This is a genomic window from Curtobacterium sp. 24E2 (assembly GCF_016925595.1).
Taxonomy (GTDB): domain Bacteria; phylum Actinomycetota; class Actinomycetes; order Actinomycetales; family Microbacteriaceae; genus Curtobacterium.
On record NZ_CP068987.1, the window covers coordinates 2983490 to 2999357 of the forward strand.

Below are 15868 nucleotides of genomic sequence, written 5' to 3' on the forward strand. Positions count from 1 at the left end.
CCGCTGGGTGGCGGCGAACTCGGCGTCGACCGCGTCGGGCACGCGGTCCGCGTCACCGGGCTGGTCGCCGGCGATGTCCGTCGCACGGTCGCCCTGCTCGAGGCCGAGTCGTGCGAAGGCGCTGAGCGCCTCGGGCGCTGCGTCCACCGATGCGGTGAGCGACTCGCGGTCGATGGCGTTCTTGGTCATCCAGGCTCCGAGTCCGTGGCCGTGCGCGGCTGCAGCGGCGCGGAGCGACGCGACGTCGTCCGCCGATCGCTGCCACGCGATGGCGGCCGGTTCGACGGCGATCGCGGATCCGGCGAACAGCAGTCGTGTGAAGAGGTCGAGGTCGTCGCCGGCACCGACGCGGGTGCCCGGTCCGAAGGCGGTGTCGAAGCCGCCGATCCGGAGCGCGGTCGCGCGGTGCACGGCGAGGTTGTCACCGGTGCCGTAGGCAGCGGCGGCGAAGGGGTGGTGCGGGGGCGCGTCGTCGGTGTCGTCGAGGCGGAACACCCGACGGCGGACGGTGCGGCCGGCCGCGGTGCGGTCGTCGTGCCAGCGCTGCGCGGGGTGCGCAGTTCGGCGCTGGGGACGAGACCGGTGACGCAGGCGACGTCGGGGTCCGCGGCGAACGCGGCTGCCAACGCGGCGACCCAGTCACCGTCCACGACGGCGCCCTCGGCGACGAACGCGACGACCTCGCCGCTCGCGGCGAGGAGTCCGGCGTTGCGGGCGGCCGCGAGGCCACCGGTCGGCGCGGCGATCGTGGTGACGTGCCGACCGCCGATCTCGACCGTCGCGGCGCCGCCGTCGTCGGCGCCGTGCGAGACGACGACGACGTCGAAGTCGGGGTACTCGTTGGCGAGCACCGACCGCATGGTGGTACCAGCGGCCCCGTCCGTGCAGAGCACCACGGTGACGGACGGCAGCACCAGACCTGCTGCCGGCCGACGCTCGGGTGCCGGCATCGGCCGGATCGCGCGCTGGAGGGCGCGGACGTCGATCGTCCCGCCGATGCGGCGACGCTCGGTGATGTCCGCCTCGACGAAGCCGAGCGGCTCACCGTGGTCGCGGACGAGCAGTCGAGCGCGCCGGTAGCCCGCGGCGCCCTCGAGTGCGACCACGTCGCGGTGGCTGGACGCGTGCACGTCGGCGCGGTCCACCTCGCCGACCCACAGGGCGCCGTCCCACGTCGGGGACAGCGCCCCGGTCACGATCGGCGAGATGACCATCGCCAGGGTCGCGCGGGTCACCGCGTACCCACCGGTTGTGCGACCGGGACGGGGGCCGGGGTGCGGACGACGACGCCACCGAGGACACGCCCGACGGCGTAGCCCGTGACGGTCGACGCGACGGAGAGCACGATCGCGAAGGCACGCAGGGCACCGCCACGACCGATGTGGCGCAGTTCGCGCAGCACCGCTCCGGGGATGACCTTCGTCAGGTACGTCGACTCGCTGGCGAGCGAGTCACCCGTGCCGACGCGTCGGCTCAGGACGGCCTTCGAGATGCCCTCGTAGTAGCTGCGCCGGCGCAGGTAGCGCATCGTCACGCGGTCCGGGGAGACCCGGTGCGAGACGTTCGAGCGCGGTTCGTGGCGGATGCGTGCACCCGGACGGGCCTGTGCGATGCGGATGCAGAGTTCGGTCTCCTCGCAGCCGAGCGGCTGGTTGCCGACGCGGCCGATCCCGGAGCGGAACCCGCCGGCGAGCATGATCGCGTCACGGCGGAACGCCATGCTCGAGCCGATGACGTTGCGCACGTCGCCGGGGGTCTCGGGCAGGCCGCGGTAGGAGCAGCCGACGATCCAGAGGAGCTCGTCCGCGTACGGGCCGGCACCGGTGGCGGTGGGCCAGGACGGTGTGGCCCGGCCGCCGACGCCGACGACGTCCGGGTCCTCGAGGGCGGTGAGCATGTGGCCGAGCCAGTCCGGGTCGGCCGTCGCGTCGTCGTCCAGGAACGCGACGACGTCGGCGTCGGTGAGGGCGACGCCCGTGTTGCGGGCGCCGGACAGGCCGCGGTCCTCGGTGTTCGGGACGACGCGGAGCTCGGGCCAGCGCGCCGCGGCGCGGGCGAGGAGCTCGGGTTCGTGGTCGATCACGACGACGACCTCGGGGGCCTCGGGCTGGCGCTTGGCGGACTCGACGCTGTCCTGCAGGTCGCCCCAGCGCTGCTGGGTGTAGGCGCAGATGACGACCGCGACGGTCGTCACGCGACTTCCTCCTCGAGGCTGGCCACGGCGGCGACGGGAGCGGCGTGCGGGGCGTGCCCGGCCGCGTGGACCGAGGCGTGCGCTCCGGCCGACGCGGCGTGGGGTGCGGCGGCGTGCGGTGCGGCGGCCAGCTGCTCGGCCGGCGGCACGACGCTCATCGCCGCGCGACGGACCTCGGAGCGGCCGATCGCTGCGCGACGACGCTCGTGCATGATCGACTTCAGCACGCGGATGCCGTCGGTCACGGCGTTCAGGTTGCTCGAGCCGTGCACGCGGAGCTTCTCGTGGCTGGGGACTTCGGTGATCGCGAGCTCGGCGGCCGACCAACGGCAGGTGAGCACGGTCTCGATCTCGAACCCGTCGCCCCAGAGCATCGAGCCGTCGGACGGCTTCGGCAGCTCGGAGGACAGCAGGCCGATCTCCGGCAGGACGTCGGCCCAGAAGGCGTTGTAGCCGTAGCAGAGGTCGCTGTAGCGGGTGCCGAGGATGATGTTGCAGAGCATGTTCAGGCCACGGTTGCCCATGTTGCGGACGATCGTGATGTCGTCGCTACCGCCGCCGAGCGAGTAGCGGGTGCCCTTCGCGACGTCGGCACCCTCGACGAGCGCCTGCACGAAGCGCGGGATCTCGTCCGGGTCGGCGGAGCAGTCGGCGTCGAACATGACGACGACGTCGCCGGTGACGGCCTCGAACCCGCAGGCGAGGGCGTTGCCCTTGCCCTTGCGGGTCTGGTGCACGACGCGGATGTCGGGCATCACGCGCTGCGCGGTGGCGATGGTGTCGTCGACGGAGTTGCCGTCGACCAGGATCACCTCGTACACCGGCGGGAGCTTCGGCAGGATGATCTCGAGGTTTCGGGCCTCGTTCCGCGCCGGGATGACGACGGAGACCCTCGGGTCTGCAGGGCGAACGGTACGTGCGGGCATGGGCGCGGTCCTGTCGGGTCAGGGTTGCTGTCGGGTTGTGGCTCGTGTGACGAGCGGCGCGTCCTCGGATGACGCATCGACGACGGTGACCGTCGTCGGTCGAGCAGCGGGACGCGGGTACGACGCCGCCGGCTTCGCAGGTGAGTGGGTACTCTCCCCGCGTGTCCAACCATCGTCGCGGGCTGGCAGGCGGTCAATGCGCGGTGCGGTCCATTGCGGACACTCGGCTGCGGATACGGAAACCCGCAACACCGCGCGCCGGCCACGTGCCGTGGACGCTCCGACAGGCGGACGGGAGGCGCGGTGCCAGCTGGCACCGCGCCTCCCGTCCGTCACCCGGCTCAGTTCCGGGCCGCGCCCTCCGTCGCGAACTCCGCACGCAGCGCCGTCGCGAGGTCGGCCACGTGCGGTTCCCGCAGCAGCGAGCTGTGCTCGGCCGCGATCCGCACGGTCTCGGTCCGCCCGCGCAGCAGCGCGGACCAGCCGGTCGCGTCCGGGTTCGCATCGGCGAGCACGTACGTCGCCCGTCCGTGGAACGGCGTCGGGTGGTGCCGCCGGGTGACGAGCTCGGCCTGGTCGAAGAAGGCGTCGAAGTCCTTCTGCCCACCGTGCCGCAGCACGCCCGCGCTGTAGGCCCGCGCGCGCTTCGCGACGTGCTCGCCCCACGACATGCCGGACGGCATGACCCGCCGGACGGCCCCGGCGAGGCGCTGGCTGACGACACGGACGGCGGGGTTGCGGTGCTCGCGGGGCTCGAGCCGTCCGAACTGCTGTCGGACCCCTCGGCCCCGGTCCGCGGCAGGTAGGTGTCCAGCAACGCGACGTGCTCGACCTGCTCGCCGCTCTCGGTGAGCAGCCGGGCGATCTCGAGCGCGATCAGCCCGCCGAGCGAGTGGCCGACCAGCAGGTACGGTCCGCGCGGCTGCACGATGCGCATCAGGGCGACGTACCGGCGGGCGCTGGCCCGGATGCTCCAGTCCGGCACGCCCCGACGCTCGAGGCCGTGCTGCTGGAACGCGTACACATCGTGCTCGGGCAGGTAGCGGGACAACGGCAGGAACGTCAGGGCGAGCGCTCCACCGCCGGCGAAGCAGAACACCGGCGGACGGCCGGACTCGCGCGCGCCGGACACCTTGACGACGTCGGGGTGGCTCGGCAGCGCCGTCGTGCCGCTCCGCACCCGACGGGCGAACGCCCGGAGCGTGGGGTGCTGCAGGACGTCCGACGAGCGCAGGTCGATGCCGAGACGGCTCTGCACGAGCGCGAGCATCTCCTCCGCCGACAACGAGTCGCCGCCGAGGGCCGAGAAGTCCTCGTCGAGGTGGACGCCGCGCAGGCCCAGCACCTCGGCCCAGATCTGCCCGACCACGAGCTCCCACTGGTCGTACTCGCCCTCGACCATCTCGGTCTCGATGCTCGGTGCTCCCGGCAGCTCGGCACGGTCGACCTTGCCGCGTTCGTTCCGCGGCAGCTCGGTCATGGGCACGATCGACGCCGGCACCATGTACTCCGGCAGGCGGTCGCGCAGGGCCAGGCGCAGGGCCGCGGGCGCGGGCGTGCGCTGGCCCGGACGGCCGACGACGTACGCGACGAGGCGCGTGACGGCGGGCGGGTCGACCTGCGCGGTGACGACGGCGTCGTGCACCTCGGGGATCGCGCGGAGCGCCGCCTCGACCTCGCTCGGTTCCACGAGGTACCCGCGCACCTTGACGGCGTCGTCGGAGCGTCCGAGCAGCACGAGCCGCCCGTCCGGCTCGATCCGGGCCAGGTCCCCCTGACGCCAGGTCGGCGTGCCGTCGTCGGTGCGTCCGGCGCGCTCGGCGGTCTTCTCCGGGGCGCCCCAGTACCCGGCGGTCAGGCCCTGGGAGACGATGACGAGTTCGCCGGTCTCCCCGGGTCGGCGGGGCTGCCGTCCTCGCGCAGCACGAGCACCTGCTTACCGGGCAGTGGCCACCCCGCGGGCACGACCCCTCGGGCACCGGGGCACCGGGCTCCACGGGGCAGTACGCCACGCAGCCGGTCTCGCTCGACCCGAAGGCGTTCAACAGCAGCGTCGTCGGGTCGAGGTGCGGTCGGGCGGCGGCGATGTCGGCACCGGTCACCGCCTCGCCGGTGGTCATCAGGAAGCGGAGGCCGCCGAGCGCGGGGCCCGCCCCGGACGCCTGCGCCCCGGGAGCCGTCTGCGAGCCGACGATCGAGCGCAGCAGGTGCGGGGTGCAGACGAGGACGTTCACACCGTCGTCGGCGAACCGTGCGAGCAGGCGTTCGACCCCGAGCTCGCGGGGTTCGAGGAGCACCACGCTGCCGCCGCTCAGCAGCGTGTCGAACGAGAACAGCAGGCCGGCGGCGAACGACAGCGGCAGGACCACGCCGAGGCGGTCGCCGGGTCCGGTGCCGAGGGCGACGGCGTCCTGCTCGGCGTTCGCGAGCTGCTGCCGGTGCGTCAGGACGACGCCCTTCGGCATGCCCGTCGAGCCGGAGGTGAACACGATCGCGAACGCGTCGTGACCGCCCGGGCGGGTGCCGGCACGGCTGTCGGCCGCTGTGGTGCCGTTCGCGTCGGCCGGAGAGCTCGTCTCCGTTCCGTTGCCCGCGGTCTCGCCGCGTCGTTCGATCAGCTCGTCGAGCGCGTGCACCCGGCCGTCACGGTCGGCGACGACGGTCGCCGCCAGGTCGGCGCGTGCGGCGTCCGCCACGACCTCGTCGACCCCGGCGAGCTGTGCGACGTGCCCGAGGCGGACCGCCGGCAGGTGCTCGTCGAGCACCACCACGGTGCGCCCCGCGCGGACGAGCGCCAGGATCGCGACGACGGCCTCGGTGGTCTGGCCGGCCATCACCCCGACCGGCTTCGACGCGCCACCGGCCACGGCGCCGACGCCGGCACCACTGTGGTCGTCGGGTCGGAGCTCGGCCCCGAGCACCGAGGCGAGGTCGCGCGCCGCCCGGTCCGCCTCGGTGAACGTGTAGGGACGGCCGTCCCCGGCAAGAGCAGCGGCGTCGCCGTGGAGCGCGACCACACGGTCCCAGCGGTCCAGGACGGAGTGGTCGTCGGCCAGCGGGATCGCGGCGCGGTGGGTCCAGTGTTCGGTCGTCGTCAGCGGGTCGGCGGAGGTCACGATGACACCTCGGATGCTCGTCGGCGGGCCGCCGCGGGTCCCGCGCCGGTCCTGCGACGGTACGTCCGACGCGGTACGGCCCACGAGCCGTGTCACGCGGGGTGCGGGGTCACGCAACCCGACCGGGAGGCCCGGCGCACCTCCGCCAGCGTGCTCGGCCCGCGAACGGGGACGGTTCAGGGCCGGGGCCGGCCCGGGTGGGCGCGGAGCATCGTGCGGTTCCGCGCAACCTCGGGATGCGCAGTCCGGAGCCTGTGGATCTCCGATGGAGGCTTGGAGACGCAGGAGTCCGGAGACGAGAACAGCCCCCGGGGATCCCGGGGGCTGTTCTTCGAGTGCTGGGGTACCTGGACTCGAACCAAGAACGACGGTACCAGAAACCGCTGTGTTGCCAATTACACCATACCCCAAAAGGCCTTCTGGCCTTCTGTCCCCGTTGTCCGGGGCACGATCAACTACTGTACAGCATCCCGGAGGTCGACGAGACCACCCACGAGGTCTCGGTGCACTGCCGCGGCCGTCGTGGCACCGTGTCCGGCGGCGACGATGAGCTGCTCCGGCCCGGGAGGGGTCACGTCCCCCACGGCGTACAGCCCGGGAACCGTGGTCCGGCCGACCCGGTCGACGACGAGGAGTCCCTGGGCATCTCGCTCAGGAGCGGTCGGCGCGCCGGGCGTGTCGGTGCGGAGCCAGTCGAGGTCGGCGTGCCAGGTCGGCCGGACGAACCCGCCCGTCCGTGGCTCCACGTGGCCGTCGACGAGCCGGACACCGGTCATGCCGGTCCGGTCGCCCTCGAGGTCCTCGATCACCCGCTCGTCGACCACGACACCGGCACGTGCCAGCCGCGCCCGCCCCGCGTCGTCGAGCGGAGCGACACCGTTCGTGTAGACGATGAGGTCGTCGGCCCACGCCGCGATGAGCAGTGCCCGGTCCACGACGTCGTCGGTCTCGCAGATGAACGCGAGCGGCTCCCCGCCTTCTCGTACGCGTCGCACTCGACGCAGCTGTGCACCGCGGTGCCGTAGAACGCACGGAGCATCGGCAGTGCCGGGAACTCCTCGCGCAGCCCCGTGGCGACGACGACGGTCCGCGCCCGCGCATCCACCTCGGTGCCGCGCCAGGTCCCGTGCAGCCGCCAGCCGTCGGCGTCGGGGGCCACCAGGTCGACCACGGCCTGCACGATCGTCGCCTCGGGGTACTCCTCGACCTCGGCACGACCGAGCTTCCGGAGCTCGAGCGGGGAGATCCCGTCGCGCGTCAGGAAGCCGTGCGACCGCAGGGTCGCTGCGTTGCGCGGCCGGTTGGCGTCGACGAGGAGCACCGTGCGCTTCGCCCGCACCAGGTTGAGCGCAGCGCTCAGGCCGGCCGGTCCGGCGCCGATGACCGCGACGTCGTGGACGACCGGGGGCTCGGCGCGTCCGTGGGCCCTGCAGCGCTTTCCGCGGTGCTCATCGTTCGCCGCTCAGCGGGCCGCGAGGGCGCGGAGCCGCGTCAGGGTGGACTCCTTGCCGAGGATCTCCATCGACTCGAAGAGCGGCGGGCTGATCCGGCGCCCGGAGACCCCCACGCGCAGCGGACCGAAGGCAACCCGGGGCTTCAGCCCGAGGTCGTCGATGAGCGCCGTCCGGAGGGCCCCTCGATCGCCTCGGTGCGCCAGTCGTCGAGCTGCTCGAGCGCTGCGATGCCGGCCGTGAGCACGGCGCCGGTGTCGCCCTTGAGCGATGCCAGTGCGTCGTCCTCGACCACCAAGTCGGCGTCAGCGGTGAACAGGAAGCCGAGCATCGCCGGGGCCTCGCCGAGCAGCTGCATGCGCTCCTGGACGAGGGGCGCCGCCTTCGTCAGGACCTCGGTCTGCTCCGCGGTCGGCGGGTCGGCAACGAGGTCGGTCAGGTACGGCAGGAGCCGGGAGCGGAAGTCCGACGCCTCGAGCAGCCGGATGTGGTCGCCGTTGATCGCCTCGGCTTTCTTGTGGTCGAAGCGCGCCGGGTTCGGGTTGACGTCGGTGACGTCGAACGCCGCCACCATCTCGTCGATCGAGAAGACGTCGCGGTCGGCACCGATCGACCACCCGAGCAGCGCCAGGTAGTTGACGAGCCCCTCGGGGATCATGCCGGCGTCGCGGTGGTGGAACAGGTTCGCCTCGGGGTCGCGCTTCGAGAGCTTCTTGTTGCCCTCGCCCATGACGTACGGCAGGTGACCGAACACCGGGATAGCCGGTGCGAGCCCGATCTCGTACAACGCCTCGTACAGGGCGATCTGTCGCGGGGTCGACGACAGCAGGTCCTCGCCGCGGAGGACGTGCGTGATGCCCATCAGGGCGTCGTCCACCGGGTTCGTGAACGTGTACAGCGGCTTGCCGTTCGGCCGGACGACCACGAAGTCCGGGAACGTCCCCTGCTTGAAGGTGATCTCGCCACGGACGAGGTCGTCGAAGCTCAGGTCACGGTCCGGGACCCGGAGTCGCAGCGCCGGCTCGCGGCCCTGGTCGCAGAACGCCTGGCGCTCGTCGTCGGACAGGTCCCGCTCGTGGTTGTCGTAGCCCTGCTTCGGATCGCGGCCAGCAGCCTTGTTGCGGGCCTCCATCTCCTCGGGGGTGACGAAGGACTCGTAGATGTGCCCGGACGCCTTGAGCTTCGCGATGACGTCGTCGTAGATCGCGGTGCGCTCCGACTGCCGGTACGGTCCGTGCTCGCCGCCGGCGTCGACGCCCTCGTCCCAGTCCAGCCGGAGCCAGCGCAGGCCGTCGAGGATCTGCGCGTAGGACTCTTCACTGTCCCGCGCGGCGTCGGTGTCCTCAATGCGGAACACGAGCTTGCCGCCGGTGTGGCGTGCGTACGCCCAGTTGAAGAGCGCCGTGCGGATGAGCCCCACGTGCGGGGTCCCCGTCGGGCTCGGGCAGAAACGGACGCGGATCTCGGACCCGGAAGCAGAGGTGAATGGCGCAGTCATGACCCGCCAATGCTACCGTCACGCCCTGCTCGAGCGACCCGTGAACGCAGAAAACCCCTGACCAGTGCTGGTCAGGGGTTCCCTGGTGTTGCAACGGTAAGTCCGGCGGCGTCCTACTCTCCCACAAGGTCCCCCTTGCAGTACCATCGGCGCTGAGAGGCTTAGCTTCCGGGTTCGGAATGTGACCGGGCGTTTCCCTCTCGCTATGACCACCGGAACACTATCGACCATGATCTGGTCTCAAACATGTTCTGGCTGCTGCCCACGAGTGGGCAGAGCGGTGTATTCAGTTTGATTCCCGATCGTCTGTCGGGAACCACAAAGTGGACGCGAGGCCCGCACGCAAAGGTGCGGGAAATCAGTGTGTTATCAAGTCTTCGGCTTATTAGTACCGGTCAGCTCCACGGGTCGTTAGTCCCCGCTTCCACATCCGGCCTATCAACCCAGTAGTCTGCTGGGAGCCTCTCACACTCAAGGTGCATGGAAATCTCATCTCGAAGACGGCTTCCCGCTTAGATGCTTTCAGCGGTTATCCGGTCCGAACATAGCTAATCAGCGGTGCCCTTGGCAGAACAACTGACACACCAGAGGTTCGTCCATCCCGGTCCTCTCGTACTAGGGATAGATCTTCTCAAATTTCCAACGCGCGCAGCGGATAGGGACCGAACTGTCTCACGACGTTCTAAACCCAGCTCGCGTACCGCTTTAATGGGCGAACAGCCCAACCCTTGGGACCTACTCCAGCCCCAGGATGCGACGAGCCGACATCGAGGTGCCAAACCATGCCGTCGATATGGACTCTTGGGCAAGATCAGCCTGTTATCCCCGAGGTACCTTTTATCCGTTGAGCGACAGCGCTTCCACAAGCCACTGCCGGATCACTAGTCCCGACTTTCGTCCCTGCTCGACCTGTCAGTCTCACAGTCAAGCTCCCTTGTGCACTTACACTCGCCACCTGATTGCCAACCAGGTTGAGGGAACCTTTGGGCGCCTCCGTTACTCTTTGGGAGGCAACCGCCCCAGTTAAACTACCCATCAGGCACTGTCCATGAACCCGATCAGGGTCCTACGTTAGACATCCAGAGTGACCAGAGTGGTATTTCAACAATGACTCCACGAACACTAGCGTGCCCGCTTCACAGTCTCCCACCTATCCTACACAAGCCACACCGAACACCAATACCAAACTGTAGTAAAGGTCACGGGGTCTTTCCGTCCTGCTGCGCGTAACGAGCATCTTTACTCGTAGTGCAATTTCGCCGAGTTCGCGGTTGAGACAGCTGGGAAGTCGTTACGCCATTCGTGCAGGTCGGAACTTACCCGACAAGGAATTTCGCTACCTTAGGATGGTTATAGTTACCACCGCCGTTTACTGGGGCTTAAATTCAGAGCTTCGCCCAAAGGCTAACCCTTCCTCTTAACCTTCCAGCACCGGGCAGGCGTCAGTCCGTATACATCGTCTTGCGACTTCGCACGGACCTGTGTTTTTAGTAAACAGTCGCTTCCCACTGGTCTCTGCGGCCTTCAACGCTCACGGAGTAAATCCGGTCACGTGTCCGGCCCCCCTTCTCCCGAAGTTACGGGGGCATTTTGCCGAGTTCCTTAACCACGATTCTCTCGATCTCCTTGGTATTCTCTACCTGACCACCTGAGTCGGTTTCGGGTACGGGCGGCTACAACCTCGCGTCGATGCTTTTCTCGGCAGCATAGGATCACTGATTTCCCCTTACGGGTACGCGTCGGATCTCAGGCACACAGACGACGGATTTGCCTATCGTCAGCCCTACATCCTTACACCAGGTTCACCTTACGGATACCATCGCCTGGCTCAGCTACCTTCCTGCGTCACACCTGTTCATACGCTAACCGCACCAGCATGGGGTCGAGCGTTAGACCGGCCACCATCACCCCGAAGGGATCCGGTCGTCCGGGTTAGGACTCTTAGCACCACTGGATTAGCTTGGGCGGTTGTTCGCCGGTACGGGAATATCAACCCGTTGTCCATCGACTACGCCTGTCGGCCTCGCCTTAGGTCCCGACTTACCCAGGGCGGATTAACCTGGCCCTGGAACCCTTGGTCTTTCGGAGGACGGGTTTCTCACCCGTCTTTCGCTACTCATGCCTGCATTCTCACTCGTGTAGCGTCCACGGCTGGATCACTCCGCCGCTTCACTCGCCACACGACGCTCTCCTACCACTCCGCACGACTGAACCACGAAGGCTTGTCAATGTGCGAAATCTACAACTTCGGTGGTGTGCTTGAGCCCCGTTACATTGTCGGCGCGGAATCACTTGACCAGTGAGCTATTACGCACTCTTTCAAGGGTGGCTGCTTCTAAGCCAACCTCCTGGTTGTCTATGCAACTCCACATCCTTTCCCACTTAGCACACGCTTAGGGACCTTAGTTGGTAGTCTGGGTTGTTTCCCTCTCGACGATGAAGCTTATCCCCCACCGTCTCACTGCTGCGCTCTCACTCACCGGCATTCGGAGTTTGGCTGACGTCAGTAACCTGTTGAGGCCCATCGGCCATCCAGTAGCTCTACCTCCGGCGAGAAACACGCAACGCTGCACCTAAATGCATTTCGGAGAGAACCAGCTATCACGAAGTTTGATTGGCCTTTCACCCCTATCCACAGCTCATCCCCTCCATTTTCAACTGAAGTGGGTTCGGTCCTCCACGACGTCTTACCGTCGCTTCAACCTGGCCATGGATAGATCACTTCGCTTCGGGTCTAGAACATGCGACTCAAACGCCCTATTCAGACTCGCTTTCGCTACGGCTGCCCCACACGGGTTAACCTCGCCACATATCACTAACTCGCAGGCTCATTCTTCAAAAGGCACGCCGTCACCCCTACTAAGGAGGCTCCGACGGTTTGTAAGCAAACGGTTTCAGGTACTATTTCACTCCCCTCCCGGGGTACTTTTCACCTTTCCCTCACGGTACTTGTCCGCTATCGGTCATCTGGGAGTATTTAGGCTTATCAGGTGGTCCTGACAGATTCACACGGGATTTCTCGGGCCCCGTGCTACTTGGGATACACATCCGGCCATAACACCATTTCGTCTACGGGGCTGGCACCCACTACGGCCCGGCTTTCAAACCGGTTCGACTATGATGCGCTGTAACCGCCCCAGTCCGGCAGAACTGAGTGACGTGTCCCACAACCCCGACCATGCAACGCCCGCCGGCTATCACACATGATCGGTTTAGCCTCATCCGCTTTCGCTCGCCACTACTCACGGAATCACATGTTGTTTTCTCTTCCTGTGGGTACTGAGATGTTTCACTTCCCCACGTTCCCTCTACCCGCCCTATATATTCAGGCGGGAGTCACCAGGTCACAAAAGCGCCCAGCGGGGTTTCCCCATTCGGAAATCCTCGGATCAGGGCTCGATTATCAGCTCCCCGAGGCTTATCGCAGATTTCTACGTCCTTCTTCGGCTCCAGATGCCAAGGCATCCACCGTTTGCTCTTAGAAACTTGACCACAAAGATTAAAATTGCGATCCGTCATCACCCACAACCATCAGTCCGAAGACCCCGGTCGATTGGATGACGCGAATCAAAGATGCTCGCGTCCACTGTGTAGTTCTCAACATACGATCGGCACCACACTCCCCACCATCCAACGACGATGCTTCATGCAGCCCAACGAAGGACCCGCAGGCCCAACCCCCACCAGACACTCTCATGTCAGCAGGAAGCCTGGTCCCTCAGGACCCAACAACGTGCACCAGCAGGCAGCTCCACCCCGACCCGTCCCAACCCTGCAAGCAGAGCGTACTGAGGTCGGAAGCATCACTCCCAACTGCACTGTCAATGTTCCACCCATGAGCTACCGGCAACCACGTTCGGGTTACTCGGCGCCTGGACCACGCCCGCCCCGAAGGGCACACGAGGCCAGATGCTCCTTAGAAAGGAGGTGATCCAGCCGCACCTTCCGGTACGGCTACCTTGTTACGACTTAGTCCTAATCACCGATCCCACCTTCGACGGCTCCTTCCACAAGGGTTAGGCCACCGGCTTCGGGTGTTACCGACTTTCATGACTTGACGGGCGGTGTGTACAAGGCCCGGGAACGTATTCACCGCAGCGTTGCTGATCTGCGATTACTAGCGACTCCGACTTCATGAGGTCGAGTTGCAGACCTCAATCCGAACTGAGACCGGCTTTTTGGGATTCGCTCCACCTTACGGTATCGCAGCCCTTTGTACCGGCCATTGTAGCATGCGTGAAGCCCAAGACATAAGGGGCATGATGATTTGACGTCATCCCCACCTTCCTCCGAGTTGACCCCGGCAGTCTCCTATGAGTCCCCGGCACAACCCGCTGGCAACATAGAACGAGGGTTGCGCTCGTTGCGGGACTTAACCCAACATCTCACGACACGAGCTGACGACAACCATGCACCACCTGTACACCGACCACAAGGGGGCGACCATCTCTGGCCGTTTCCGGTGTATGTCAAGCCTTGGTAAGGTTCTTCGCGTTGCATCGAATTAATCCGCATGCTCCGCCGCTTGTGCGGGCCCCCGTCAATTCCTTTGAGTTTTAGCCTTGCGGCCGTACTCCCCAGGCGGGGCGCTTAATGCGTTAGCTATGACACAGAAACCGTGGAAAGGTCCCTACATCTAGCGCCCAACGTTTACGGCATGGACTACCAGGGTATCTAATCCTGTTCGCTCCCCATGCTTTCGCTCCTCAGCGTCAGTTACGGCCCAGAGATCTGCCTTCGCCATCGGTGTTCCTCCTGATATCTGCGCATTCCACCGCTACACCAGGAATTCCAATCTCCCCTACCGCACTCTAGTCTGCCCGTACCCACTGCAAGCCCGAGGTTGAGCCTCGGGATTTCACAGCAGACGCGACAAACCGCCTACGAGCTCTTTACGCCCAATAATTCCGGACAACGCTTGCACCCTACGTATTACCGCGGCTGCTGGCACGTAGTTAGCCGGTGCTTTTTCTGCAGGTACCGTCACTTTCGCTTCTTCCCTACTAAAAGAGGTTTACAACCCGAAGGCCGTCATCCCTCACGCGGCGTTGCTGCATCAGGCTTTCGCCCATTGTGCAATATTCCCCACTGCTGCCTCCCGTAGGAGTCTGGGCCGTGTCTCAGTCCCAGTGTGGCCGGTCACCCTCTCAGGCCGGCTACCCGTCGTCGCCTTGGTGAGCCATTACCTCACCAACAAGCTGATAGGCCGCGAGTCCATCCCCAACCAAAAAATCTTTCCACCACCAGACCATGCGGCCAGTGATCATATCCAGTATTAGACGTCGTTTCCAACGCTTATCCCAGAGTCAGGGGCAGGTTACTCACGTGTTACTCACCCGTTCGCCACTAATCCACCCAGCAAGCTGGGCATCATCGTTCGACTTGCATGTGTTAAGCACGCCGCCAGCGTTCGTCCTGAGCCAGGATCAAACTCTCCGTAAAAAAATACAGACCCAACACCCGAAGGCATCAGACCGAGTTGATTCTGACTGTTGACTGTCAACTGACAATCTTCAATCCAAAAGGAATTGCATCATGACCCAGTCAGCAAGCCGACCAGGCACGAGGTCAATCAATAAATTGGCATTGACAATGTGCACGCTGTTGAGTTCTCAAGGACCAGACGCACTCCCCGCTCGACACCCGAAGATGCTCCGCCAGAGAGGCTGGTGAATCCGCTGCCCGGGGAAGAACCCTGGCGGACAAGATCCCCAAGTAAACCCAGTGACCGTCTCAGCCGTTCCGTTCTCCGCCGCCGTGGCAACGAGTGATTACTCTACGCAGGGACGAACGGCTGCGCCAAGCCAGGCTGCATCCCGGGCGTGTCGCCCGGAACGGCCCTGAACGCGGAACGGCCCGCTCCCCCGAGGGGAACGGGCCGTGGGGTGACGAGCCGGGTCAGTGGCGCGCGATCACCGGGTTCTTGAGTGTGCCGATGCCCGAGATCGTGACCTCGACGACCTCGCCGTCGCGGATCTGACCGACCCCGGCAGGGGTGCCGGTCAGGATGACGTCGCCGGGCAGCAGGGTCCAGATCGACGACACGAACTCGACCAGCGAGGGGATGTCGTGGACCATCTCGTTCGTCGAGCCCGCCTGGCGCAGGTCGCCGTCGACGCGTGTCTCGATGCGGATGTCCGACGGGTCGATCTCGGTCTCGATCACGGGGCCGAGCGGGCAGAAGGTGTCGAACCCCTTGGAGCGGGTCCACTGGCCGTCGCGGGCCTGCAGGTCACGGGCGGTCACGTCGTTGGCGATGGTGTACCCGAGCACGACGCTCGCGAAGTCCTCACGCCGGACGTTCTTGGCGAGCGATCCGATCACGATGGCGAGTTCGCCCTCGTGGTCGACGCGTCCGATGTCCGCCGGCAGACGGATGGGTTCGTCGGGTCCGATCACCGAGGTGTTCGGCTTGAGGAACACCACCGGGTCGTCGCCGGCGCGCTCGTCCATCTCCGAGGCGTGCTCGAGGTAGTTCAGCCCCACCCCGATGACCTTCGACCGCGGGATGACGGGGGCGAGGAGCTTGGCGTCGGCGAGTGCGACGCGCTCCCCGTGGTCTCGAACCCCTGGTACATCGGGTCTCCGGCGAGCACCACCAGGTGCCGCTCGTCGAGGATGCCGTACCGGGGGTCTTCACCCTTGCTGCTGAACCGTGCGATCTTCACCGTTCGACCCTACCC

The 15868-nt window shown here is 66.4% G+C and carries 6 protein-coding genes, 1 tRNA gene, 3 rRNA genes and 3 pseudogenes; all 13 read right to left on the reverse strand.

The features are described 5' to 3' along the window. Positions 1-185: 185 nt before the first annotated feature. Entirely contained in the window at positions 186-1235 is a 1050-nt protein-coding gene (locus JN350_RS14605) for a glycosyltransferase family A protein (RefSeq protein WP_205462642.1), read from the reverse strand. Then, positions 1232-2194 carry a glycosyltransferase family 2 protein gene (locus JN350_RS14610; protein ID WP_111086028.1) on the reverse strand — a complete coding sequence of 321 codons (963 nt, stop codon included), beginning with the start codon at positions 2192-2194 and terminating at the stop codon, positions 1232-1234. The genes JN350_RS14605 and JN350_RS14610 overlap by 4 nt, the downstream gene beginning before the upstream one ends. Next, positions 2191-3120 (reverse strand): glycosyltransferase family 2 protein, encoded by a 930-nt coding sequence (locus JN350_RS14615; RefSeq protein WP_205462643.1) that lies wholly within the window; start codon positions 3118-3120, stop codon positions 2191-2193. The genes JN350_RS14610 and JN350_RS14615 overlap by 4 nt, the downstream gene beginning before the upstream one ends. 193 nt (positions 3121-3313) lie before the next feature. Next, positions 3314-4858, reverse strand: coding sequence for an alpha/beta fold hydrolase (locus JN350_RS14620; protein ID WP_205462644.1), 1545 nt, complete (start codon positions 4856-4858; stop codon positions 3314-3316). Between the two features lie 256 nt (positions 4859-5114). Further along, a pseudogene (locus JN350_RS21065) lies at positions 5115-6332 on the reverse strand (AMP-binding protein); the annotation flags it as partial. Between the two features lie 242 nt (positions 6333-6574). Continuing rightward, positions 6575-6646, reverse strand: a tRNA-Gln gene (locus tag JN350_RS14630). Between the two features lie 45 nt (positions 6647-6691). After that, positions 6692-7060, reverse strand: a complete 369-nt coding sequence (locus JN350_RS21070; protein WP_461963115.1) for an FAD-dependent oxidoreductase — start codon at positions 7058-7060, stop codon at positions 6692-6694. Further along, positions 7042-7575, reverse strand: a complete 534-nt coding sequence (locus JN350_RS21075; protein ID WP_461963117.1) for an NAD(P)/FAD-dependent oxidoreductase — start codon at positions 7573-7575, stop codon at positions 7042-7044. Before JN350_RS21075 ends, JN350_RS21070 begins: the two co-directional genes overlap by 19 nt. Positions 7576-7698: 123 nt before the next feature. After that, positions 7699-9185 (reverse strand): annotated as a pseudogene (gltX, locus tag JN350_RS14640) (glutamate--tRNA ligase). A gap of 100 nt (positions 9186-9285) precedes the next feature. Continuing rightward, positions 9286-9402: ribosomal RNA gene (gene rrf, locus JN350_RS14645) — 5S ribosomal RNA — on the reverse strand. Between the two features lie 148 nt (positions 9403-9550). Next, positions 9551-12677: ribosomal RNA gene (locus tag JN350_RS14650) — 23S ribosomal RNA — on the reverse strand. 428 nt (positions 12678-13105) lie between these two features. Continuing rightward, a 16S ribosomal RNA gene (locus JN350_RS14655) occupies positions 13106-14627 on the reverse strand. The 16S, 23S and 5S rRNA genes sit together here, the layout of an rRNA operon. Before the next feature lie 456 nt (positions 14628-15083). Continuing rightward, positions 15084-15853 (reverse strand): annotated as a pseudogene (locus tag JN350_RS14660) (fumarylacetoacetate hydrolase family protein). Positions 15854-15868 lie beyond the last annotated feature (15 nt).

Excerpts from the sequence above, each read along its gene's own strand:
- JN350_RS14615 (WP_205462643.1), bottom strand. The coding sequence starts at position 3,120 with ATGCCCGCACGTACCGTTCGCCCTGCAGACCCGAGGGTCTCCGTCGTC.